The organism is Thalassoroseus pseudoceratinae (assembly GCF_011634775.1).
In the GTDB taxonomy this organism is placed as follows: Bacteria; Planctomycetota; Planctomycetia; order Planctomycetales; family Planctomycetaceae; genus Thalassoroseus; species Thalassoroseus pseudoceratinae.
The window spans coordinates 122112-146849 of record NZ_JAALXT010000005.1 but is presented as its reverse complement, the minus strand read 5'-3'; the positions used below and the strand labels follow the sequence as shown (position 1 = coordinate 146849).

Sequence of the window (24738 nt, the reverse complement as noted above, 5' to 3'; positions counted from 1 at the left end):
GTCGGCCTACTCATTCGGCACAGGTTTCGAGAATCCATATCTCGATGGGTCAGAGAGTGATGTCCCAAGTCACCACGAAAAGGTGATCAGTAGAATAGACATTTCCGACCAGTCGACACCTATCCAAATGAGCGTCGTACAGTTTACACTAGCTCCTTAGGTTCGCCAAGTGGCTTTTGATGAGTCGGCTGGGAATTCCATTTGGTTATTATTAGGGATGGCAGATCCATACGGCCGCGTTTTGCGTTGATCGGGAACACAGAGCAAATCCGTCTGACCACTTCACTATTTTAGCGAGACGAAATTCATGGACCTCAACAAAACACATATCACTGTTGTTCTCGACCGCTCTGGTTCAATGGGGATCATTCGCGAAGCCACGATCGAGGCGGTCAACGGGTACGTTGCTACTCAGCAAGAGGAATCGGGCGAATGCTTGCTGACGTTGGTGCAATTTGACGATCGTTACCAAGTCGATTGCGCGACGATTCCCATTCAGGATTTCGCACCATTGACGCTCGAAACCTATCAACCGCGTGGCAGCACGGCATTGCTGGATGCGATTGGTCGGACAATTTTGGAGAATGGACGGCAGTTTGCGGCGATGTCGGAAGCCGATCGACCGGGCATGGTTTTGTTTGTGATTCAGACCGATGGGCAAGAGAATTCCAGCCAAGAGTTTGACCTCGCACGGATCAACGACCTCATCGCCGAGCACCGGGACAAATACAATTGGCAGTTTGTGTTCTTGGGAGCCGACCAGGATGCCATTGCGTCCGCTGCGGCGATGGGGATCTCCGCCGGATCGTCGCTAGCGTATTCGCATAGTGCACGTGGTCAGCATGCGGCTTTCGCGGCAATGGCGAAGAACACATCGAAGTTTCGCAGTGCTCGTTCTGCTGGCGACGCGGAATCGCAAATTGAGTTCGACGAATTCGACCGCAACGATTCCATCGACGAGTGATTGAAAGCGTGTCACGACTCCTACAGCCGTGACACGCGTTATCTGCATTCACCGGACTTGGGGAGCGCGAAGGCTTTCCAAAAATCTCAGGATGGCGGAACGTTTGTGAGGACTGAGTTTGCGGTACCGTTCCCGCGAGAGTTTCGCGGCTCCGTCGTGACGTTCGATCGCGGCGTGCAATGTCGGTGATTTGCCATCGTGAAAGTATGGGGCGGAGTCGGCGACACCCCACAGTGGCGGCGTTTGCCATTCTGCTGGTTCGGGGATGTCTTCGGGCCAATCGTCCGGAATGGGAGGACCGTATCCGCCACCGTTGTTCCCTTCGTTTTCTTCCGGTTCGATTCGGTAAATGAGGAAGTCGCTGTAAATGCCATCGACCCCGCCAATACTCGGCGTGTGGCACTCCGCACATCCGACTTCGTGGAAAGCGTCTTCACCTTCGTGAATGATCTGACACGCTTCGGGATCATCGGGCAGAACCTGTTCGGGACGTGGCAGAGATTCCACAAACGCGACCAGTGCATCGAACTGTTGTTGATCCAAATCCAACTTTGCAGAGGAGTCCGTGATATTCACACGGGCGGACGCGGCATTTCGGGGGAGAAGTTGTTGCTTAAGCGGGTTCGAGAGGCCCATTTCCACCGCACATGCGACCGCAACGAATTCTTCCAGGTCAGCGAATTGGCCTTTCCAGCCGAGTTTCCCGATGCGGCCGTCATCCAGGGTTCGCACTTCGCCCGTGGGGATCATGTTCCAATTGCCTCGCATCTCCTGCCCCATCATGGAGAGATTTCGCTTCCAACGGTTCCAGGTAATCGCCTGATCGGTGATCTTCGACAACTCACCCACACCGAACAACGCCGGAGTGTTGATGGTTTGGAACGTCAGTGGATCGACACTCGGCACCCGAACTCGGCACATTCCATCGTTTGTGACACCGCCGGGTGTGGGCGGGAACAGCTCGCGGATGAGGGCTGTTGTCTCTTCGCATTCCTCCGAAACAGCAGACGCATGTACGACGCCTTCGTGAACCGGCTGTCCTCGGTCGATCGGAGCAACCAGGAATGTGAGGACATTCTTCGAGTTCGGTCCGGCTCCCCCAACGCCGCCTTGGAAGTGGCACGCCACACACGATTCCGCATTGTAGACCGGGCCTAATCCGTCGCCTTCCGCGGCGAGTTCGTCATTCACTTCCCAGGCATGAGTAAACAGATCCTGACCGAGGGCAATCGATTGCCGATCCGGCGTGTACCCCTGCCCGGCCTTCCAAGCCAGTCCGATGCCACACACGGCAGCCATCAGAAATACCGCTCGCCAGACGACGGGATTTGAAGGTTTCGTCATGGATTCTCTCCTAATCTTCGGTCACAAAGCGAAGCCTCTTGCTCTATCAGACCAGATTCTATTGAACTTTTGTTTCAAAAGAATTCAAGAACTCGGCATTTGTTCCAAGTTGCATCTCGCGACCACTTACGGAAAAATGGAGGTTCCCCGACGGAATGACGAATCCATGTGCCCGAAGGATTCGTTTCCATCCTCAATCAATTCACCATTTACGGTTCAGAATCATTCGTTGCAATTCGGCAATTCCGGCTTTGATGGCGGATTGACGCGGAACGCAAGGAGGTTTGGCATCGTGGTTCACCAGGTCTCGGAGTAGCGGAATGGCCAAGGCCAAACGCAGGATTGGCCCGTTTGAAATCGAGCGAAAGCTCGGTGATGGCGGTATGGGGGTCGTATATCTTGCGAAATACCTCAAAGATAATCGGATGGTCGCACTCAAGGTGCTGACGCCGACGATGTCGTCCGACATGAAACTCCGAGCCCGGTTTAACCGTGAAATGGAGATTCTCAAAAAGCTGCGTCACAAACACATTGTGCGTTACTTTGGCGGCGGTACCGTCGATGGGCAAACGTTTTACGCGATGGAGTACATCGACGGCGGCAGCGTCGAGGACCTGCTCGAAAAACGGGGGCGGCTCGGATGGGAACAAGTGATCGAGTTCACACGGGCGATCTGTAAAGGTCTGGAGTACGCCCATGAAGCGGGCATCGTCCATCGCGATTTGAAACCGGCCAATTTGTTTCTCACGAAGAAAGGTCAGTTGAAGATCGGAGATTTCGGCATCGCTCAGGACACCAACGCCACCGCGTTGACGGCTCCCGGCAGCACGGTCGGCACGTATGCGTACATGGCTCCCGAGCAAATCACCGGCAAGAAACCGATTTCCCGAAAAACCGATTTGTACGCCCTGGGATGCGTGATGTACGAGATGCTCACGCTACGGACGCCGTACGAACACGATTCGATGCCCGCGATGTTGATGGCCCATCTCAAAGAGGAACCGGAACGACTGACGAGTTTCGCCATCGATTGCCCGTACTGGTTGGAATCGCTCATCGAGAAGTTGATGGCCAAAGACCCCGAGGATCGCTACTTCGACGCGTTGGCGGTTCAGGTGGCTCTTGATGATGTCGGTCAACGAGTTGCGGCACGTACGGCAGTTTCCGGAGCCACGAAAGACGGTCGGACGGCCATCGCACCGGGATCACCCACCGTCGAAACCAAAGGCCGCAAGAAACGCAAGAAGAAGAAAAAAGCAGCCGGCCCGATCTATGAACGAACGTGGTTTCTCGTGATGTGTTTGGCGGCGTTGATTGGCTTTGTCACTTGGTCGGTTTGGCCGATGAGTGAGCAACGTCTTTACGAAGAAGCCAAGACGTTGATGGCGTCGAAGAATATCGACGATTGGCGAACCGCTCGCGAGAAGTTCATTGAGCCGCTGCAAGAGCGGTTTCCGAACAGTCAATACAATCCCGAGGTCCGTGAATGGCTCGACCGCATCGAAATGGACTTGGCTCTCCGGCAGTCCACAAGTCGGAAAGAGCGAGGCGTCAAACCCAAATCGGTTGCCGAAGCACAGTTCATGGAAGCCCAAGATTTTGAGGACTTTGGAGACTTGGCCTTCGCGGATTCCAAATACGCTCAATTGATCGAATCCATCCGTGGCAACGAAGACGCCCGTCCGTTTCGATTGTTAGCCGAAAAACAACGGGCACAAATCGCCGATCGGCAAAGCGATCCGCCGATCACTTCGGTCGAGTTCGTCAATCAGCAACTCCGTGAAGCGGAAGGATTGTTCCTGGACGATCAACTTCTGGGAGCCCAGAAAATCTGGCGACGAATCAACAGTCTTTATCGAGACAATCCCACTTATCAGAAACAAGTCGAACATAGTGTGAGTCGACTCGCCGGCAAGAAAGTTCAACCGCTCGAAGAAGTTCTCCGTGAGGACACCTCGGACAACGACGAATGAACCACGAGAGTCCCGCCCACGGACCGAATCGTTTCGCTTCCGATTATGCGAGTTTGGCGAAACCGTGCGTCCGGGAACCGAAAAAACAGCCGCCGATACGTTTTTGGGCGGCTCGCCGGTAGACATTTGCGATTGAGGATCGACAATAGACAGATCGATTTTGCCCGATTTGTCACGATTCCAGAGAGCGAGAGTCGTATGCCCCGTTGGATTGCCTACCCTTTGGCCTGCGTGATGGTTTGTTTTGCAGCCCGTTTCGCGGCTTCGGAAGAAACCCCCGCAAACGCGGAAAAACAGGTGGAATCCGGTCATTCCTTTCATGGCGAAGCCTTCAATGAAGGACCTCGGCAGAGTGCGTATTTGATGGAAGGCACCGGGGCGGTTCACTTTCCGTGTTCGTCGAAGAAGGAACTTGTCCAAAAGTTCGTTGACCAAGGTGTCGGTCAACTGCACGGATTTTGGTACTTCGAAGCCGAGCGATCTTTTCGCCAAGCCGCCGCGATCGACCCGGATTGTGCGATCGCCTATTGGGGAATGGCGATGGCGAATAAAAACAATTCCGAACGTGCGAAGGGATTCATCGAGGAAGCCGTTGAGCGACTCGATCATGCCGACGCTCGTGAGAAAGCCTTCATCAATGCTTTGAACGAGTACTGGAATCCGAAAAAGAAAGATCGAAACGCCAAGGACCGCAAACGCGACTACGTCAAAGCGTTGGAAGAGATTTCACTCGACCATCCCGATGACATCGAAGCGAAAGCGTTTCTGTGTTTGGCGTTGTACGAGTACCGCCGCGATTTGGAACTCCCGAGCACGCTCACGGTGGATGCTCTCATGAGGGATGTGCTCGCGGCGAATCCACTGCATCCGGTGCATCATTACCGCATCCATCTGTGGGATTACAAGAAACCCGCTCGGGCGTTGAACTCGGCGGCGAAGTGCGGTGAATCGTCACCGGCGATTGCTCACATGTGGCATATGCCGGGGCATATTTATTCCCGACTCAAACGTTATCACGATGCCGCCTGGCAGCAAGAGGCGTCGGCTCGTGTCGATCACGCCCACATGATTCGTGATCGTGTGCTGCCCGATCAAATTCACAACTTCGCTCACAATAATGAATGGCTCACGCGGAACTTGGTGCACGTCGGGCGAATTCACGATGCCGTCGCTCTCGCCAAGAACATGACGGAACTCCCGCACCATCCGAAGTACAACCGCATCGACAAGTCCGGTTCGTCGGCGTCTTACGGTCGGTTGCGGCTATTCGATGTTCTCAATGAAGCCGAGTTATGGAACGAACTGATTCAACTTTCCGAGACGTCGTACTTGGCTCCCACAGACATCACGCGGGAGCAAATCAAACGACTTCGATACTTGGGACGAGCCCAATTCCAGGTGGGCGATTTCGAAGCGGCTCAACAAACACGTGCTGGGTTGGTGAAACTCCAAGCCACGCAGAAAGCGAAGCAAGAAGAAGCCGTCAAGAACGCTCGTGACAAAGCGCTTGCCGAGGCGAAAGACAAGGACGAAAAAGCTCGCAAGAAAGCCGTTGCCGATGCCGAGTCGAAAGCTCGCAAACCATTTGGTTCCACGTTGCGATCACTCACGCAGGCATTGAACGAAATGGACGGCCGCCAAGCTGTCGCTGACAAGGACTTTCAAAAAGGATACGACCTGATCAAGAAAGCCGGGCGAGCCGATGCGTTCGAACTGGCGGAATTGCACCGTTTGAATGGCAAAGTCAAAGAGGCTGCGAAAGCGGTCGACTCCGAAGTGAAGCGGAACAAGAACGAAGCGTTGCCACTCGCGAAAGCTGTCGCATTGCAATGGCGACTTGGCAATCAAGAAGCTGCGAAGAAAGCCTTCAAAGAACTACAAACCGTTGGCCAAGCGGCGGATCTTGACACACCCGTGTTCGCTGCCCTCGCTCCGATCGCCAAGGAACTAGGTATGCCATCCGATTGGCGAACACCGCAACCACGACCGGACGACTTCGGTACCCGACCGCCGCTCGACGATCTTGGCCCGTTCCGCTGGCATCCGACGCCTGCGGAGTCCTGGTCGCTTCAGGATGCGGAAGGTCGGTCGCATTCGCTGTCCTCGTACCGTGGAAAACCGGTTGTGGTCATCTTTTATCTGGGAGCCGGTTGCTTGCACTGTGCCCAGCAACTTCAGGCGTTCGGTCCGAAGACCAAGGAGTTCCAAGACGCTGGAATCGAACTCATCGCCATCAGCACCGATGACATCAAGAACCTACGACGTTCCCATGAGAATTACCGCGATGGCGTCTTCCCGTTTCCGTTGGTTTCCGATGCCGAACGGGAAGTCTTCAAAGCGTACCGGTGTTTCGATGACTTTGAAGGCTTTGCGATGCACGGCACGTTTCTGATTGACGGCAGCGGTCTGGTGCGTTGGCAGGACATCAGTTACGAACCGTTCATGGATCCGGATTTTGTCTTGCAGGAAGCAGAACGGTTGCTCGGCCAGTCGCAGAAGAAAACCGTCATCACCGCTTTGAAACCTGCGGCTCCCGCCGTCGCTGAGAAACAGAACCGTCAACGCGACGATGCCGGGAAGTGACTTGTGCAATCGGCGTCGGGAAGAAATTTCCATCTCGCTTCTAAAAAGCGAAAGACTCTCTTTCCCGATTCGCCGGTTTGTGATTAAATCGAATGTAACAGGTTACGCATTCGCTGATTTTCTTGCGAGAAGGGCTCGAACGCAATGCTCCACTTTACGTGCGATCTCTGCGGAACGACATTAGGTGAGGAACGGTTCGTCGCGCGGGTTGAGGTATACCCAGCGTTCGATCCGGAAGAGATCAGCGAGGAGGACTTAGATACGGACCATCTCGAACAAGTGGCCGACGCGATCGCGGAAATGGAAGCGACCGGGGAATCTCTCGCAGAGTGCAGTCCCCAAGAATTCCGTTACGACCTCTGCCCGAAATGTCACGAACGGTACCGGACCGATCCCCTCGGAAGACATATGCCCCGCCGTCTCAATTTCAGCGACAATTAACATCTGTTTCGATGATGTGTAACCTTCCGAAACGATTGTTGTTCTGCGGAAACACCTCGACTGTCGCGACACCGCAATGAGACGTGACTCCGTGCAAATGTCGCGGCGACCTTGGCCTGTTTGGCTGGTGGTGTTGTTTCTTGCTCTGACAGTTTGGCGAACGCTCTCGCGTCGTCCGGAGTTGCCAGACCGGTTGCCTCCCGCGATGGAACCGACTCGGGTCGTGCGTGTGGTCGATGGCGACACGCTGTTGCTCGAAGATGGTGTCCGTGTGCGACTGTTGGGAGTCGACACGCCCGAAACCAAGCGGCCGAATCATCCCGTGGAACCGCTCGGTCCAGAGGCGTCGGCTTTCACGCGGAGTTTCATCGGTTCACAACCGATTCGGCTTGAATACGACCGTGAGCGTCGTGATCGGTTTGGTCGAGTGCTCGCCTACGTATATGTCGGTGATCAACTCTTAAACGAGGAGTTGATACGTGCCGGTTTCAGCCGGGCCGAAACACGATTCTCGTTCAGCCAAACCATGAAACGTCGGTTCCGCGACGCTGAGGAATTCGCACGAACCGAAGTAAACGGAATCTGGCGATTAGAAGTTACACCATAGGATGTGATTGTCGTGTCACATCTCGATGTTCAAGGCACGCGGACGACGAGCAGCGTTTGGTCGTCGTCGGCTTTCGTGTGTGTGTTCAACGAGAGAAGTTTGGTAATCGAGTCCAACATTTCATCGGCCGATTGACTGCCCGAGCTGGATAGAATCGCTTCACTCAAACCGGCGGTTCGCACCATCCGCTCTTTCTTCCCGATGGCCTCGGTAATGCCATCGGAGAAGAAGATCAAATAGTCGCCGCTTTCGAGCTTCTGTTCCGAGGACTCGTAATCGGAACCATTGATCACGCCGGTGAGAAGTCCGTGCGATTCCAATTCAATGATGGAACGTCCGCGGACAAGCAACGGGCAACAATGCCCCGCGTTCGTATAGCGGAAGGTTTTCCGCTTCGTATCCAGAACACCGTAGACCAATGACATGAACTGATAGGATTCCGTGAGTCGGCACAAAGCATCGTTGACACGTTCCATCGCGTGAACCGTATCCAACGATTTCGAATCACCCGGATAGCCAAGCACGTTGAGTGCTCCGCGGGCGGCAGCCGAGACCATGCACGCCGCCACACCATGACCACTGGCATCACCAACCGCCACAATCGTTCGGCGTGGGTCCCAGGGCATGACCTCGCAAACGTCGCCACCAAGTTCGGAGCAACTTCGACAGAACCCGGCGACATCAATGCCAGAGGTCTGGAGTTGCAAATCGAGATTTCGCCCGATCACGTTGGACGATGCGTATTCAACTTCGCTGCGTAATCGCTGACCGTTCCGCCAGTGATGCGTGAGCACTTCCCGTTCGATCGTCGTCGCGAGTTGCACGATCAGCGACTCGATCACTTGTAACTCCCGAGTCGAAGGTTCCCGCGATCGGCGGTCGAAGGTCCAAAGTGTTCCCAACGGCATCTCTGGATCACCGACACGGACTACGCATGCCGACTGCACATCGTCCGGGAACCAACGCGAATGGATGGCCGAGGTTTTCTGCAAAAGAACCTGTCGACCTTGCATGAGTGCGAGCCAATCAGGGGAGTCCGGTTGCAGGAGTCGCAACGCTCGGGGAGTTTGACGCGGCTCTTGCTGATAGGATTCTCGCAGCACCAACCGCCGCCGAGTGGGGTCGAGCAAGAACAACGCTGCCCCGCGATATCCCGTGAGCCGGCAGATCATCTCCAGTTGCTTGCGGGCCACGATGCGAAGATCGACCCCGCCACTGTCCTCCCGGCGAGCGTGCAACCAACCGGAGAGTTCTTCACTCTGTCGCAGGAGTTGGCTTTCCAAATCCTGCACGTCTCCGATCAATTCTTGCAACTTCTCACGAACCTGAGGAAGCGAAGAATCACCGCTCTCTTTAGTTGGATGGAGTTGTTCGAGCAGTTCGAGAACCAACTCGGCGGTTTGAACGGGATGACCATTTGTCACTAATTCCGAACCGCCATGGGGATTGTTTCTCGAGTTGTCGATGATGGTTCGCGACATGGACCGGCCCTTGATCACAGCTACATTGGCAGAATGCCTTCGTCAATGATTTTAGCATCGTCGCGGTGGCGGTTCGGTCCTTATTCCTTTTGAAAATACCAGGACTTTAACGGTTACGCCGATTCCACCACGAACCGCAATCCGGTCTAGAATTCCTTCTGGGATGCGTCGTCTTTGTAGATCGGCAATACGCGGTAGTACACTTCGAGTGTCATCACGGCTAGACAGGTCATGTAGAGTCGGCCGCCTTGGCTACCGTGTCGATCGGCTAAGTTCCAACTTCCCTTTTCGGGGCCATCTTTGCGTTGGGTTTTAACCAGCCAGTCACGCATCCGCCGATTCCAACTGTTCCACAGCTCGCCTTCGGCATTGGTATATTGAATGACCGACTGCGTCGCGTAGTAGTTGTAATACATGTCGTTGCGAGCGGGTCCGGTTTCGACCAGATAGCGGATGCCCTCGCCAAGAGCCTCTTCCTCATGGTCCCATCCGAGGTACATCCGACACAGCAAACCGATGGCCGTCGTTGATGCTTTCGGTCCTTGACCGGGCGTGTAGGAATATTGGGAACCATCGTTTTTCGCGACGCTATTGAGAAACTTCCGCGCCCCGCTGATGGCATGACGAGGGACTTCCAAACCTGCTTGATGACCACTTTTCAGGGCCATGATTTCCCAACCGACGACCGATGTGTCACCCGCTTGCTGCACCTGATATCGCCATCCCCCGCCTCTCGGGTCTTGGGCTTTGACAATGAACTGAATCGCTCCTTCGGCCGGTCGACGCAACAAGCGGTCTTTGGTCATGCCGTAGGCTTCGCAAAGGGCGATCGTCACCAATCCTTGAATGTACATCCCGGCATTGCCGACATTCTCGCCGCGAAAATCCCAACCGTTCGGTCCACGGTTCGACACGAAATTGAGCCGCAGAAAATCGATGCCTTGTTTCACTGTTTGCTGATACGGTCCCGGGGCGGTGTGCGTGTGGCCGGCTCCGAGGAACGTCATGAGTGCCATTGCCGTCGCACCGTTTTCGCCATTTCGGAGTCGTCCCGCTTGCGAAGATTTGCCAATCTCGGCGAAGTTCCAACTCCCGTCGGCCTTTTGAACCGAGGCCAACCATTCCAAGCCCGAGGCCACTGCGTTGTCACTCGCTTGGTTCCCGCCCCGCTTGGACAAAGCCCGATCGCGATTGGCCTGGCTGCGTCCTTCCCGATGATCCGTGATCTTGTCCAATGGCGTGCCGGCAAGAGAATCGAGTTTCAGGTCAAGACTCGCTTCCAGATCACTGATATCGAGTTCGTTTGTGTCCGGTTCGAGTGACTCCATCTCCGTTAACTCGGGGGCCAATTCCGAATCGGTGTCGATCTGCGGCGGTGCCAATTCCGGTGGTTGTTCGACGACTTCAAACGTCAAATCCTCAATCGTCTGCTCCTTATTCGAAACGAGCAGATTGAGCAGCATATCCTTGGTGTCGTGTGGCATTACGATCAACCACATCACCAGCAACACCGCCGCATGCAGAATGAGACTCAAACCGTACGCAGAACTGAGATGCCGCACCAATCGGCGATACGCAGACGGAGTGGGTTGTTCCGCGGCGTCTTCCTCGTGGATGGGTTCGGGTGTTTCGAGTGTCTCTTCGACCGGTTCTGGGGGCGGTGCTGGTTGTGTGGGAGCGGGGTCCGTCTGAGTGGCCACGTTGACCGATTCGCGCGATTTGACCAACCAAGCGGGCGGCTGCGGACTCTCCGGCTGACGAGCTTTGAGCAGCCAGGACGGTGGTGGTGGCGGTTCAACGGCGGCCGATTCCGTTACCGAGTTTTCGGAATGAGTCATATTCAACCGCCAACTACGAAGTGAACAAGAGTTGCTCGAATGGGGGCGAGATGTGTGAAGTTTACAGTATCAGGTTCCTTTCGCTTGTCAATTGCGACTTGGTCTCCGCAGCGTTGCGCGTTGCCATGCCGTGACTTGCGCTGTGTACGTGTCTTCGCCACGATCCCAGACCCGAGGCAACAAATCTCCGAACGCGTTGGCTTCGATGATTGCACAGCTTCGGAAGTTCGGACGAATCAGGACATCCAACCCCAAACAGAATGTCTTGGGAAACACTGCTGCCGTTTGGCGACAGGTTTCCAGCATGGTTTCCCATGTCGCCTCCGACATTCGTGATCGCAGCAACGCCAGGTCACCGCGTTGGTTTCCGAGATGCAGGTTCGTCAGCGGACCGGAGCTTGTCCGCATGACCATCTGACGCGGTTCACCGGCGATTGTGACGATTCGCAGATCAAACGTTTTTCCCGCCAAACCGGCTTTGGGTAGCCAACATTCCACGTGCAAACCATCGTGGCCGAGAGTGTCGATCAGCTGCCGGATTTCGGGAAACGTGGTGTACCGGCGGACTCGCAACGAGTTGTAAAGTTCCACACCATCGGGCGTGGAAACCATCTCTGTGCTGGTGGTGACGATTGTCTGTCGCTTGTTCGTCTGGAACGCCAACACGCCCGACGCCGACGAACCCCACGGTTGCTTGAGGAACAATCGTCGTTCGTCCGTGCGTTCGATGAGGGCTTGCAGTTCCTCGAATGAAGACACGATGCCAAGCGATCGTGGCACGGGCACACCGGCCGTTGCCAGCCGATTCAGACAGGTCGGCTTCTCGAACAGAATCGGAATGTCACGGGGGGAGGACATCCAAGCCGAATCGGAACACACACCGTCGAACGACTCCATCAACGATCGGAAGCCGTGAAACCACCGTCGCTGATGAAGAATCCGACCCGGTTGCCACTCTGATTCGATGCGGTCTGTTTGGCGTGAGCCTCGTTGAATCAGTAGTCGTTCGACGTCCGCGTTTTCGCCGGGAGAATCCAACCGGATCACGGAACCACTCGGCACGACATCGCCTAGCGAGATGCGTTCGGTCAACAGATCGTGATAGGAAGCCACGATCGGCGTCGGCAACCCACGTCGCGTTACCGCATCGGTAAACAGTGTGACGCGGCGATTCTCCGGGTTGCCGATGACGACGAATTGCATTTCACTCACCGATTGACACGTAGCGTCCCCATTCCTCTTCGGTTTCCTGTTCCTCGACATTCACCTCGCACGGCAACTCGGAAACTTGTTTCATCATTTCGTTGCTCATGTAGTGATGCGAAAGATCAAGCTTCTTCAGCGTCTTGACGTTCTCGCACGCGAGCAGTTTTTCCGCCCCGGCGTCGCCAAGTGTACCCAGGGAAAGGTCAAGCGTTTCCAATTGTGCCACGATTGGCGAAACGCTGACCACTCCGGCGACGTCGTCAGCAATCTCGCTGTTCTTGAGCCCCAACGTCTTGAGTTTCGGAAACCGATTGGCTTGCAGGAGTGCTTCGACATCCGCGATGGTGCCGGTCCAACCGTAGCCCGAATCGCCCAGGTACAATTCCAGGTGTTCAAGTTCCGGCAGTTGTGCATTCGCAAGTTGCTGAAGGATTTCGCGTGGCATTCCGCCGGTTTGCACGATCAGCGTTTTCAACTGGTCGTGTGCGATATCGCCCAAACTTAGCCCTTCACCACCGCGAACTTGGAACGTCCGCAGTTTTGGGAACGCTGTCCAAACCGGCGACACATCGGTTTGTTGGATCCAAGAGACTTCATTCTCTTCGTAAATGATGTCGCCGATGAAAAGCCCGGTAAGGCTCGGCAATCGTGGAGCGGCGGCGATGACGGCTTCCACGATCGGTGCCATCGATTCCTCGTACATCTCCTCGGAATATGCCCCGGTGAGCACGCCGGTCACGCGATCGACATTCTCCGCCGTGAGGAAATCGGTCAGCAATTCACTGAACGATTCTTCGGAATCGTACTCCAGACGTAACCGGTAGTTCGTTGTTTCCGGTTCGAGTGTCATTCCAACTTCGTAATCGACTACCTTCTTGCCGTCAAACTCTTCCGCATGTTCCCCGAACGCCATGACCATTCTCCCATTGTATTGGATTTAGCCGCGAGAACTGATGTCAACATGCTGACATCTCCGGCCCCCCGCCGCAACGGATGAGAAGTGCATCTGCCGAGTTGCGGTTCGGGAACGAGATGAATCCTTATGGCAAGTTCGGTACTCTAAAACCTCGCGAAGCGGTTCCGCCTTTGGATTTTACGGAGTTTCGACCCTTGAAAATGATTCGCTATCTCACATTCGCTGGGTGTCTTGTCATCGGTGTGAATTCGGTTTCCGCCGTGGAGCGACCGAACATCGTGTATATCTTGGCTGACGATCTCGGTTTCGGAGACGTGAGTTGCTACAACCCCGATTCCAAAATCGACACACCGAACATTGATCGGTTGGCGAAGGAAGGAGTGCGGTTCACCGATGCCCACACGCCGTCCGCCGTTTGCACGCCGACGCGGTATGGCATTCTCACGGGGCGGTACGCGTGGCGAACGAAGATGAAAATCCGCGTGCTCGATGGACTCGATCCACCGTTGATCGAAGACGGTCGGCTCACGGTGGCCTCCCTGCTCAAGCAGCACGGTTATCACACGGGGTGCGTCGGCAAGTGGCATCTGGGCATGCAATGGACCGACAAGACCGGCCAACCTGTGCCGTACTTGCCGGTCGAAACCAAGGGCCGTCCACGACCGGGGGATGACGTGGACTACACGCGACCTGTTATCGGTGGTCCGACCGCACGCGGGTTCGACGAGTACTTCGGCATTTCCGCATCGCTGAATATGTCACCGTTCTGCTATATCCAAGACGATCGTCCCGTCCACTTGCCGACGCTTCATCAAGAACGAATGTCGACAGAGTTCATCAGTGTCGATAAAGGCGTGCGTTCGCCGGACTTCACGATTTACGGCGTCTTGCCACGATTGACGGGCGAAGCGATTAATTTCCTCGAACGACAAGCTCAGTCTGAAGCCGATCAACCGTTTTTCCTCTACATGCCGCTGACGTCACCGCATTTGCCGCTCGTGCCCAACGAAGAATATCGTGGTCATAGCCAAGCGGGTCACTATGGGGATTTCGTGGTGGAAACGGATTCGATTGTCGGTTCCATCCTCGAAACGTTGGATCGCACCGGGCAAGCCGAGAACACGTTGTTCATCTTCACTTCCGACAATGGCGGGCTCTATCACTATTGGACGCCCCAAGAAAGCGACGACCAAAAAAATTACCGCATGACCGCTCGCGGAAAATACGTGAAGCAATTTGGACACCAAGGCAACGCTCATTTGCGTGGGACGAAAGCGGATATTTGGGAGGGCGGACACCGTGTGCCGTTCATCGTGCGTTGGCCCGGCAAAACTCCGGCGGGGGCAGTGAGTGATGAATTGATTGAACTGACCGATCTTCTCGCAACGTGTGCGGCTATGTTGGAAGTGGAACTTCCCGAAGGAGCCGGCGAAGACAGCAAAAACATTCTGCCTGCATTACTCACCGAGCAACCTGTCGAACCGGTCCGGACATTCGCGGTGCATCATTCGTTGTGGGGTGCGTTTGCAATTCGACAGGGACCGTGGAAATTGATTCTCCAACGGGGTTCCGGCGGCTTCACCTTTCCCCGTAGGATCGATCCGCAAAAAGCTGGCGGCCCACCGGGGCAATTGTACAACCTCGAAGAAGATCCCTCGGAAACGAAAAACGTGTGGAAGGAACACCCCGAAGTTGTGGAACAACTCACAACCCATCTCGAACAGATCCGCGGTGACGATTGAGATTCGGCGGCTCATCATTGATGCGCCATTCCGAAACGAAAACTCCCCATGACCGCGTCGGAAAAGGCGGTTCATGGGGAGTCGGAATCATCGATTACTTCGTTGATCAAATCAGTTCGTGAATGAGTTCTCGATTGTCGACCAAGTATTGTGGCCGACCGTTGGGGTCGGTCAGTGTGGTGGTGTGGGCATCAATGCCGAGCATATGGTAGACGGTGTGGAAGATGTGTTGGAGATGAACCGGGCGATCTTGCGGTTCTTCACCGAGTCGGTTGGTCGCCCCGATCGCTTGCCCATGTTGCATTCCGCCGCCAGCGAGGAAGAAGAATGCAGCCCGTGGCCAGTGATCACGACCGGCGTTGCCGTTGATGCGTGGCGTTCGTCCGAACTCACCAGACATCATGATGATGGTGTCGTCGAGTTGGCCGTGTGCATCGAGGTCTTCAATTAACGCGGTCAACGCTCGACTGAGGGCCGGGAGTTGCTCTCGCATGCGATCGAAGTTTTTGCCATGGGTGTCCCAACCGCCCCAAGAGAACGAAACGCACCGCACGCCCGCGTCGATCAATCGGCGAGACACCAAGAACCGTTCATTGTCGCGACGTCGCCGGTTCGATTGATCGTTGATGCCGTAACGATCAATCGCTCGTGGGTCGGCTTTCTTCAAGTCCAAGGCATCGTAAAGCTTACCGGACGTGACGATACCGACGGCCCGTTCGGTGAAACTGTCCATGGCTTCCATCATGCCGCTGCCATCGACATCGCGACGCAAACGATCCAACTCACCCAGCAACGACTGCCGACCACTTAAACGATCGCGACTCACGCTGCGATTGAGTTGCAAATTGGAACGCCCGGTGCTGTCCGGTCGGTAGGCAGCGTTGGTTTGCCCCAAGAATCCGGGCTTGGTCCATCCCGTTAAGTCAACCGCAGTTGGAGCGGTCCCGTGCGGCGTGGATTGCGATGGTCCCATCAGTTTCGACATCACCGCACCCACTCCGGGGCGACCACCGAGCGAACTCAGTTCGCGTTGCGACCAACCAGATTCGGACTGCTTCGGATTGTGCTCGTTCCGCATGCCGTCAACCGAGCGAATGACCGAGAATTTATCGCCAACCGTTGCGAGGTCGGTCATCAATTCGCAAATGTCCAAGCCGGGAGATGAGGTGGCAATGGGAGAAAATTCTCCCCGGAACTCCTTGGGAGCATTGGGTTTCAGGTCGAACGTGTCCATGTGGGTTGGACCGCCCGAAAGGTAAATGTTGATAATGGATTTCCCAGTCGCCCGAGCACCGGCGGCCGCTTCGGCTTGCAGGAGCTTGGGGAGCGTGAGGCCACCGACGGCCAAACCACCGATTTTCAAGAACCCGCGTCGTGTTAATCCGTCACAGAATTGTTGTCGGCCACTGAGAAGATCCCACATGTTCGCGCTCCAGAAGAATGAAAAAGCGACTCAAACAGCAGTCATGGGTGCCGATAGCAAGATATGATTGAGGTGTCCTCACACTTCAGCATACCGAAACAAATGCCCAGAACTATCAGGAAATGTTGAATTCTTGACGCGAACTTCGCGAGATTCCGCTAAGATTTGCCTTGATTGGTTTTGGGGACCGTTCTGGCACCGTTCGTCTGTTCGTGATAGATTGAACGAGAATCAGCGGCGGTTACACTTTTTTGGAAAAAAAATTCAAACCAACCCGCCAAACTTGTGTTCTTCACTTGATTTCCGATTGGACTCGTGATTTTCCCGGTTGTGGCGGCTGGTGGAATGCGTTTTGTCGCAGTGAGCTGTTTGTGGGCTTGGTCGTTCGGTGGAACGGTCTGGGGTCACAGTTGGCTTCATCAGCACTTTGGTGGTGAGGCGACACGCCGAAACTCAACTTCAACTTTGTGGGTATCAAGGGAACACATCCATGCCATCGCTCGATCCGGAACGTGCGGGCCAACTGGCACGTGATTGCTGGCGGAAAGGCAATGAGGCTCTCAATTCGAAGAATTGGGATTTTGCCATCGAGATGTTCGCACAAGCCGCCAAATTAGTTCCTGACAACCTGATGTACCGTCAAGTTCTCCGTGGTGCGGAGCACAAAAAATACGGCGACAATGGCAAAGGTGCTCGCATGGCGAGTGCGAAGCTCATGGGCATCAGGAGTCGGCTGAAGAAAGCCCGCTCGAAAGAAGAGTGGGACGACGTCGACGCCGCCGCCGAAGAGGGGTTGAAAGTGAACCCCTGGGATGGGTCACTCAACTTTGAGTTGGGAACCGCCTGTTCCAAGCGGGAATACTTGGATGTGGCGATTTTCGCCTTTGGTGAAGCCGTCAAAGCGGAGACGGAAAACCGCGACTATCTCCGGGCTCTCGGTGACGCCCATCTCGAAAAAGAGAATTACGACGAGGCTGCCAAGTTTTGGGGACGGGTGTACGAACTCGATCCGCACGATGGTGAAGCCCGCTCGAAGTGTTCGCAGATTCAAGTCGAGAAAGCCACCAAGAAGGGCGGTTATCGCGAAGCCGAAGGCACTCGGGATGTCGCCACCGAAAAAACGGCTTACGAGCAGGCTCGTGGCGATCGGTCGTCGAAGGGGGCTGACGTGATCAACCCCGGCGATGATCCCGTCAAAGACTTGGAAATGGCGATTCGCAAGAATCCCGACGATGTCGACAACTACGTCAAGTTGGCCGAGCTTCATCGCAAGGAAAAACGGTACGAAGCCGCTCTCAAATATGCCCGCAAAGCCGGTGAGATGAGCGATGAACCAACCGTGAGCGAGTTGGTGGAAGACGTGGAATTGGAATTGCTTCGTCAGCGGCTCGACAAAGCCAACGACGAGATGAACGCCAATCCCGAAGATGAAGCGGTCAAAGGGTTTCGTGACAAGTTGCTGCGAAAACTGGTGAAGCACGAAATCGATGTTCTCGCAGGGCGGGTGAAGCGATACCCCAAGAACTCACAGCTCAAATTCGATCTCGGAAAACGCTATCGGCAAGTCGGGAAGTACTCGGATGCCATCCAACTGTTTCAGCAATCGGTTGCTGACCAGCGGTTGGAATCGGAGGCGTTGGTGCATCTTGGCCATTGCTTCATCAAAGAGAAGAAATTCCCGCTCGCCAAACGGCAATTCGAGAAGGCCATTCCCAAACTCAACAAGCAAGACGACCCCGATTTGTACAAAGACGCTTGCTACGCCCTGGCCCGGTTGGAAGAGGAATCTGGCAATACCGACCAAGCCGAAGAACTCTACAGCAACATCTTGGAAATCGACTACAACTACCGCAACGTGCAAAAACGGCTGGAGAAAATTCAGTCCGGCGAATCGGGCGGAAGCGACGATTGATCGAGAGTGATTGACTCTCGGACGGTAGACAACCGTCATCCTCTCTTAGTGCTCGCTAACCGATGACAGACTGGCAATTCGGTTTGCCAGTTCTTCGGCGGTATCCTGACCGTTGATCGGTACCGCGATGCACTCTTCCAGATTGCGGAACCAGGTGTGTTGCCGTTTGGCGAATTGCCGGGTGCGACGTTGAATCAGGTCGATCGTCTCGTCCAGCGATTGCTCACCGTGAATATGCGCAATCGCTTCTTTGTATCCCAGGGCTTGTGCGGCGGTGTGGCTGATGGGCGGTGTGCGGTCGAGAAGCCCGCGGACTTCCTCGATCAGACCCTCGGCGATCATCGCTTCGACACGACGATTGATTCGCGAATGCAACCATTCTCGTGGTGGTTCCAGCCAAAAAACGTGTCGCGGGCGGTCTTCCGGAGCCAAGGCTGCTTGACGTTGTTGCTGGGACAACGGTTGGCCGGTTACGTGATGAACTTCCAATGCTCTGACGAGCCTCCGTGCATCATTCGGATGCAATTTGGCGGCCGATTCGGGGTCGACTTTTGCCAACTCGCGATGCAACCACTGCGGGTCTTCCTGGGCGGCTTGCGTTTCGATTCGCTGCCGAAATTCCAGATTGGCAGCGGGACCGTCGAACACACCTCGCAACAATCCCCGCAGGTACAACCCCGTTCCGCCGACGAACAGCGGCACACGATCGCGGGCGACGATTTCTCGGCACACGCGGTCGGCAGCGGTGACGTACTCCGCAAGGCTGTAATCTTCATGCGGTTCGAGAATGTCGATCAGATGATGCGGCACCGCGGCTTGTTGCTCCGGTGTCGCTTTGGCCGTTCCGATATCCATGCCTCGATAAAGAGACATCGAATCCATCGCAACGATCTCCGCGTTGATCCGATGTGCCAAATGAATCGCGACTTCACTCTTGCCACTGGCGGTCGGGCCGCCTAGAAACCAAGCGGATCGCAGAATCGAGATGTCGATGTGCATGGCAAACAAAGTCGAAGGTGCAAACGGGGGCCGAACAAGGACTTTCCTAACGCGACGTGGAACCTTAATATAGCGTCCGGCTTGGCTCGACTAGAGGCTGAGCACGCAAACTCGAAGAATCACGCTTGAAAATCGTCGCGAAAGTCCGACAAATGGCTGAATTTGAATACAGTAGTTCGATCTCTTGTGAAGCCGCCAAGTTGTTCGAATTCATCATTCGACCACACGATGCCTACACGCTTTCGCCACCGAAAATGAACATCACTCTGCTCCAAACCCCTGAAGTGATCTCACTTGGCAGCGTGATTCGGTTCCAAGTGGAAGCCTTTGGAATGACGCAAGAGTTCACGCACGAAGTGATCGCCTTTGATCCCGGCCAACGATTTGTCGAGCAACAAACCGCCGGTCTGTTCAAGAAATACGTTCACGAACACACCGTCACGCCGACCGAGGATGGTGTCACGCTGCGGGATCGCGTGGAATTCGAGCCACCCGGCGGAATGGTCGGTTTCATGTTGACCGAAGACCGCATCCGCGAAAACTTGCAAAAAAGCCTGGAATACAGCCACGGCGAATTGAAGAAACAGATGGAAACCGCATGAATCAACCCGACCGACCCCGTCCGCCGCGTCGTCCGAGTCAATCTCGGCGTCGCCGGGAACGAGACCGAGCCAACAAAGGCACGGGCACGGCGTTCGCGTTGATTGGGTTGCTGGTGATTGTCGGGATTTTGCTTGGTCTGGGAATGATGGTCATGCCGAATGTGTTCTACATTCCCGTGATCGTGTTCGGTTTTGGCGTCTTCGCGGCGCTTCATTACCTTGTATGGGGGTGGTGGTTAGGCGGTGGAGCAGAAGAGGAAAATCGCTTCTGGGAAAACGCGGAACCGCCCGCTTCAGAACGGGGTTCCGACGATCCGTGGCTTGACGTAGAATAGAGCCCCATTCGGCTGACCGACGTGCAGCCAGGACCATTCGACTGAGCAACTTTCCCATGTTGCTGCATTCTCAATCCATGTCATCATTTCTCGGTTTGTGCGTGAATGCTCGCTGAGAGCGTCATTGGCTGAGTGGTGATCACTGGTTCAAAGAGTCTAGTCAGCGTCTCGAACTGCCCTTTCCCTCGCGAAACTCGGAATCGGTTCATGAATTCCTCATTCGCTCGTATCTCGTTGTTTCTTCTCGTCGTTGGATTTGCCACACCGTCGATTCCGGCGGCAGATTCCCTGGTGATGCGGAAGCTCGATACAATCCGTTCGCAGCACCAGCGTTTGCAGGAAGAACTCCGGACGGAATTAGCGACGATCATTCCCAAAGTCGAAGCCGACGGAGACACGGAAGTCGCTGCGGAGATTCGCCGACTGATGAGGCCGATCGAGTCCTCGCAGTTGCAATTCTCAAAGTTGCCCACCGAAGTCGCCCCGAAGATTTCGCGAAACCTGCCCGACGACGAGCAAGCTTGGCGGCGAGAACTGCATGCGACTCGCGAGAAGTTCGGCGACTCGATGTATCGGTTGTCACGGACGGCATTGCACGCGGGGTTTCCCAGTTATGCCTACCGATTGGTTCGGGAAACGGCCAACATTTTTCCGGATCATTCTCAAGCCCGGCGGTTGCTGGGGTATGTCCGGGTGGAAGATCGTTGGGTCACACCGTTTGCTGCCAAGATGGCTCGTGAACGTCGGGTTTGGCACGACACGTTCGGTTGGTTGCGTGCCGACGAAGTGGACCGATACGAAAATGGCGAACGGTTTTATCGACGTTGGATGCCCGCCGCTCAGGAAGCCGAAATTCGTCAAGATTTCCGACACGCTTGGGAAGTCCGCACCGAACATTTCTTGATCAAAACTAACCACAGTCTGGAAAGTGGAGTCGAAATCGCCACGAAACTGGAAGAGTTCTATGAATTCTTTCAGCAAACGTTCGTCGGCTATTTCTACTCGCCGGACCAACTCAAAAAACTCTTTACCAACAGCTCTGGCGGACGGGCACCCCGCAGTCGCGATCCGTTTGTCGTCCACTTTTACAAGTCACGCGAAGAATACATCGACCGCCTCAAAGCTCGTACACCACAGATTGCAATCACCACCGGCTTCTATCATTACGGTGATCGGGTGGCCTACTTCTATCACGATGAAAAAGCCGACGACTCGGTCATCTATCACGAGGCGACTCATCAGTTTCTCTACGAAACGCTTCCAACTCTGAGACACGTCGGACAACAGGCCCACTTTTGGATTACCGAGGGAATCGCCTGTTATATGGAATCCTACGAAAATCAGAATGGGCAGATCAGTCTCGGCGACCCCGACTATATTCGGTTTGCGGCGGCACGGTATCGGTTCTTTGTGGACGACTATTATGTGCCGTTCGATGAATACTCCGCGATGGGCATGCGAGAGTTCCAAAGCATTCCCCAGCCGCAAATTGGCTGGAATTACAGTCAAGCTTCGGGACTAGCCCACTTCTTTATGCACTATCAGGGTGGTCGCTACCGGGATGCGTTGGTCGAACACTTGTCGCAACTCTATCATTTCAATCCAAGGCGATTGAAACCACCGGCGACATTGCCACAACTGATTGGCATTGGTCCCAAAGTACTCGACGCCCAATACGCCGAGCATCTCAAGAATTTGGAACGTGAACGTCGTTGATTTGTCCGCATCGAAGTGCTTTCGGAGTTCACAGATGGCGGAATGAATGGCTCCAATTTCGCGGGGGAATGCCCTAGCGCAAACCGCAGGTGCCCCCGATGGTCTAACCGTGTGTGAGTGTAATGATTCAGTGTTGGGACTTCGTTCCCTCACAATCGATCAATAACACCACCACGGAGTTGATAACCATGAAAGCCGTTTGCTGGCACGGAAAAAGTGACGTTCGTGTTGACACCGTCCCCGATCCGCGAATCGAAGACCCTCGCGATATCATTATCAAAGTCACCGCCACTGGGATTTGTGGCTCGGATTTGCACCTCTACGACGGTTACGTACCGACGATGGAGGAAGGCGATATTATCGGTCATGAACCGATGGGAGAAGTCGTCGAAGTCGGGTCGGCGATCTCAAAATTTGCAGTGGGCGACCGAGTGGTTGTGCCATTCACACTCAGTTGCGGATCGTGTTTCTTTTGTGATCAGCAACTGTTCTCCCTATGCGATAACTCCAATCCGAATGCGGAAATCGCACGCAAGAACATGGGCCAATCGCCGGCGGGGTTGCTTGGGTATTCGCATATGCTCGGTGGGTTTCCCGGTGGACAAGCGGAGTATCTCCGGGTTCCGTATGCGGATGTCGGACCAATCAAAGTCCCCAAGGGAATTCCGGATGACAAAGTCGTGTTTCTCTCTGACATCTTTCCGACAGGCTATATGGCAGCCGAGAATTGTGGCATCGAGTCAGGTGATACCGTGGCGGTTTGGGGGTGCGGACCAGTCGCCCAGTTTGCGATCAAGAGTGCCTGGATGCTCGGTGCCGGTCGGGTGATCGCCATCGACCGCGTCCCGGAACGTCTGGAAATGGCCCGAACGCAAGGCAACGCCGAAACCATCAATTTTAGCGAAGAGGACGTGCAAGAACGTCTGATGGAAATGACGAAGGGACGCGGTCCCGATCGGTGCATTGATGCCGTTGGTGCCGAAGCTCATGCCAGCGGGGATTTGAGTGCCTTCCTCGATAAAGTCAAGGTGGCCGTCGGAATGGAAACCGATCGTCCGCAAGCGTTGCGTGAGGCGATTCTTTGTTGTCGCAAAGGCGGGACAGTTTCAGTTCCCGGTGTCTATGTGGGGCAAGCCGACAACATTCCGATCGGCCCGGCGATGAACAAAGCTCTCACCTTCCGCATGGGGCAAACACACGTGCAACGGTATCTCGAACCGCTCTTGCAGACGATTGTCGAAGGCGAAATTGATCCGTCCTTCGTCATCACTCACAGCATTCCAATCGACGAAGCTCCGGAAGCCTACAAGACATTCCGCGAGAAACAGGACGGATGCGTCAAGGTGGTCATCAAACCCTGATGACGAGCCTCAGGCGATGTTAGAGTTCCTCGGGACTGATGCTGACGGTCGCAAATTGGCGGCCGTCAGCATCAGAGTAGGAATAGACCAGGGTGATCCCCCGTTCGCGAAATTCCGTCATATCCTCGGACTTTTGGTAGTTTTCGAGCAAGACTTGCTTCATGGCTGGCTTGAAGACTTCGACGTCGATTTCCAGGGGCATTTCGGTAATCGTGTAGTTGTAGACAAATTGATTCCCAGGCAGAACAGCGGAGGAGTCCCAACGGGTCATATGGTCGACCATCATCGGGAGTCGCTCGTTGATGGCTTCCACGTTCTCCTGTAGAAAATCCTCCGTCGACTTCAAACCGGCAATTTTCTTGACAACCGCTTGGCTTGTGACGTAACCAACCGACACGGAAACACTCACGACGATAATGAGTGCCCAGAAGGGTAACGTCTTCTTTTCTTCGACTTCAGCCATCAAGCTCTTCCAAGAAGTTCCATCGGTTGCAGCTACTTTTTAGTGCCGTAGAGCAATACCCGACTAAACACGCCGCGATCGTCGAAGGAACCGATGCCGACTTTGCCGTGCTTGAATGTTTTGTCGGTAGCCGTCATGACGGGTTCGTCCATGTCGTCGAAATAGACCTTGATCGAACCGCTTTCAACATCTCGCACGATTCTCGCGTGATGCCACTCGTCATCCCAGTTGGTTCCTGGTGTGGTTTTGGTGGAGATTTTCGTCCGCGGAGCGTCGTTGACGATGAAAATTTGATTCGCGTGGTCGTCCGTCTTTTTGCCAAAGTGCACATAGTAGAAATGTGACGCGTCCTGGTGTCCGAAGAATAGGCAGAGACTTCGGTGATTGTAGTCGGGTTCGGTCGACTTGAGTTGCACGTCCAAGATAAAATCCGTCACAGTTGGCGACTGAAGAATGGCTTGGTTGAAAGGCGAACGGACTTTGGGATTGTAGTCGCTCCTTTTCTTGGTCAGTGCGAACACCGAGCGGTTGTCGTTCTTTTCGAGCTTCCAAGCCTTCGCGTCGGTGGGTTTCCAATCGTCGGCATTGTCACTGAAATCGGTTTGATAAACGAGTGGCAAGCCGTGAACGGATTGGGGTGGTTCAGCGGCTTTGGCTTCCCCGCGACCGTCATCGGCGTAGAGCGTGTATGCGGTCAGGTTGCAGAGGATTGCAATCGTAGCGATTGAGATTCGACGTCGAGTGCTCACGGAAGGCTCACAAATCAAAAAGGAGAGAAACACGAATTTGGTTTCTCCCCATTGAACCGGCTCTGCGTGTGCACCGCAACCGA

General features: G+C 54.8%; 20 protein-coding genes. 11 read left to right on the top strand and 9 right to left on the bottom strand.

Annotated elements, in window-relative coordinates; translation table 11 throughout:
• Positions 1 to 307: 307 nt before the first annotated feature.
• Positions 308 to 964: a vWA domain-containing protein gene (locus G6R38_RS18395; protein ID WP_166829510.1), complete on the top strand. Its 657-nt coding sequence runs from the start codon at positions 308 to 310 to the stop codon at positions 962 to 964.
• Positions 965 to 1012: 48 nt separating this feature from the next.
• Here the strand turns inward: G6R38_RS18395 and G6R38_RS18390 are convergent, their stop codons facing one another.
• Positions 1013 to 2308 carry a di-heme oxidoredictase family protein gene (locus G6R38_RS18390; RefSeq protein WP_166829507.1) on the bottom strand — a complete coding sequence of 432 codons (1296 nt, stop codon included), beginning with the start codon at positions 2306 to 2308 and terminating at the stop codon, positions 1013 to 1015.
• A gap of 320 nt (positions 2309 to 2628) precedes the next feature.
• Between G6R38_RS18390 and G6R38_RS18385 the strand changes: the two genes are divergently transcribed.
• The 4 genes from G6R38_RS18385 (at position 2629) to G6R38_RS18370 (ending at position 7912) form a co-directional block, all read left to right on the top strand.
• Positions 2629 to 4281 (top strand): serine/threonine protein kinase, encoded by a 1653-nt coding sequence (locus G6R38_RS18385; protein WP_166829504.1) that lies wholly within the window; start codon positions 2629 to 2631, stop codon positions 4279 to 4281.
• 198 nt (positions 4282 to 4479) lie between these two features.
• Complete coding sequence (locus G6R38_RS18380) at positions 4480 to 6864, top strand: redoxin domain-containing protein (protein WP_166829501.1); 2385 nt, start codon at positions 4480 to 4482, stop codon at positions 6862 to 6864.
• A 144-nt stretch (positions 6865 to 7008) separates the two neighbouring features.
• Positions 7009 to 7305, top strand: a complete 297-nt coding sequence (locus tag G6R38_RS18375; RefSeq protein ID WP_166829498.1) for a hypothetical protein — start codon at positions 7009 to 7011, stop codon at positions 7303 to 7305.
• A gap of 76 nt (positions 7306 to 7381) precedes the next feature.
• Positions 7382 to 7912 (top strand): thermonuclease family protein, encoded by a 531-nt coding sequence (locus tag G6R38_RS18370; protein WP_166829495.1) that lies wholly within the window; start codon positions 7382 to 7384, stop codon positions 7910 to 7912.
• Positions 7913 to 7941: 29 nt separating this feature from the next.
• Here the strand turns inward: G6R38_RS18370 and G6R38_RS18365 are convergent, their stop codons facing one another.
• From G6R38_RS18365 to G6R38_RS18350, 4 genes are all read right to left on the bottom strand, one after another.
• On the bottom strand, positions 7942 to 9393 hold the full coding sequence (locus tag G6R38_RS18365; RefSeq protein ID WP_166829492.1) for a PP2C family protein-serine/threonine phosphatase: 1452 nt from the start codon (positions 9391 to 9393) through the stop codon (positions 7942 to 7944).
• A gap of 146 nt (positions 9394 to 9539) precedes the next feature.
• Complete coding sequence (locus G6R38_RS18360; protein ID WP_166829489.1) at positions 9540 to 11231, bottom strand: prenyltransferase/squalene oxidase repeat-containing protein; 1692 nt, start codon at positions 11229 to 11231, stop codon at positions 9540 to 9542.
• Positions 11232 to 11318: 87 nt separating this feature from the next.
• A complete protein-coding gene (locus G6R38_RS18355; RefSeq protein WP_240928307.1) occupies positions 11319 to 12434 on the bottom strand; it encodes an STM4014 family protein in 1116 nt (371 codons plus the stop codon).
• Position 12435: 1 nt separating this feature from the next.
• Positions 12436 to 13350 (bottom strand): STM4015 family protein, encoded by a 915-nt coding sequence (locus tag G6R38_RS18350; RefSeq protein ID WP_166829482.1) that lies wholly within the window; start codon positions 13348 to 13350, stop codon positions 12436 to 12438.
• 203 nt (positions 13351 to 13553) lie between these two features.
• Here G6R38_RS18350 and G6R38_RS18345 point away from each other — a divergent pair, with 203 nt between their 5' ends.
• Entirely contained in the window at positions 13554 to 15095 is a 1542-nt protein-coding gene (locus G6R38_RS18345) for a sulfatase family protein (protein ID WP_166830644.1), read from the top strand.
• Positions 15096 to 15201: 106 nt separating this feature from the next.
• On the opposite strand, the gene G6R38_RS18340 is transcribed toward G6R38_RS18345, so the two are convergent.
• The gene (locus G6R38_RS18340) at positions 15202 to 16518 is read right to left on the bottom strand and encodes a DUF1501 domain-containing protein (RefSeq protein WP_166829478.1); all 1317 of its coding nucleotides are present in this window, start codon (positions 16516 to 16518) and stop codon (positions 15202 to 15204) included.
• A gap of 490 nt (positions 16519 to 17008) precedes the next feature.
• Between G6R38_RS18340 and G6R38_RS18335 the strand changes: the two genes are divergently transcribed.
• Positions 17009 to 18430, top strand: a complete 1422-nt coding sequence (locus G6R38_RS18335) for a tetratricopeptide repeat protein (RefSeq protein WP_166829475.1) — start codon at positions 17009 to 17011, stop codon at positions 18428 to 18430.
• A 45-nt stretch (positions 18431 to 18475) separates the two neighbouring features.
• Here G6R38_RS18335 and miaA read toward each other — a convergent pair whose 3' ends face one another.
• Positions 18476 to 19429 carry a tRNA (adenosine(37)-N6)-dimethylallyltransferase MiaA gene (gene miaA / locus G6R38_RS18330; RefSeq protein WP_166829472.1) on the bottom strand — a complete coding sequence of 318 codons (954 nt, stop codon included), beginning with the start codon at positions 19427 to 19429 and terminating at the stop codon, positions 18476 to 18478.
• A gap of 152 nt (positions 19430 to 19581) precedes the next feature.
• Between miaA and G6R38_RS18325 the strand changes: the two genes are divergently transcribed.
• The 4 genes from G6R38_RS18325 (at position 19582) to G6R38_RS18310 (ending at position 23443) form a co-directional block, all read left to right on the top strand.
• Positions 19582 to 20031 carry an SRPBCC family protein gene (locus tag G6R38_RS18325; RefSeq protein WP_166829469.1) on the top strand — a complete coding sequence of 150 codons (450 nt, stop codon included), beginning with the start codon at positions 19582 to 19584 and terminating at the stop codon, positions 20029 to 20031.
• Positions 20028 to 20366: a hypothetical protein gene (locus G6R38_RS18320; protein ID WP_166829466.1), complete on the top strand. Its 339-nt coding sequence runs from the start codon at positions 20028 to 20030 to the stop codon at positions 20364 to 20366. Before G6R38_RS18325 ends, G6R38_RS18320 begins: the two co-directional genes overlap by 4 nt.
• A 207-nt stretch (positions 20367 to 20573) precedes the next feature.
• The gene (locus G6R38_RS18315) at positions 20574 to 22082 is read left to right on the top strand and encodes a DUF1570 domain-containing protein (protein ID WP_166829463.1); all 1509 of its coding nucleotides are present in this window, start codon (positions 20574 to 20576) and stop codon (positions 22080 to 22082) included.
• 188 nt (positions 22083 to 22270) lie between these two features.
• On the top strand, positions 22271 to 23443 hold the full coding sequence (locus tag G6R38_RS18310; RefSeq protein WP_166829460.1) for a zinc-dependent alcohol dehydrogenase: 1173 nt from the start codon (positions 22271 to 22273) through the stop codon (positions 23441 to 23443).
• A 19-nt stretch (positions 23444 to 23462) separates the two neighbouring features.
• Here G6R38_RS18310 and G6R38_RS18305 read toward each other — a convergent pair whose 3' ends face one another.
• Positions 23463 to 23906, bottom strand: coding sequence for a hypothetical protein (locus G6R38_RS18305; RefSeq protein ID WP_166829457.1), 444 nt, complete (start codon positions 23904 to 23906; stop codon positions 23463 to 23465).
• Positions 23907 to 23938: 32 nt separating this feature from the next.
• A complete protein-coding gene (locus G6R38_RS18300; RefSeq protein ID WP_166829455.1) occupies positions 23939 to 24655 on the bottom strand; it encodes a hypothetical protein in 717 nt (238 codons plus the stop codon).
• Positions 24656 to 24738: the final 83 nt, after the last annotated feature.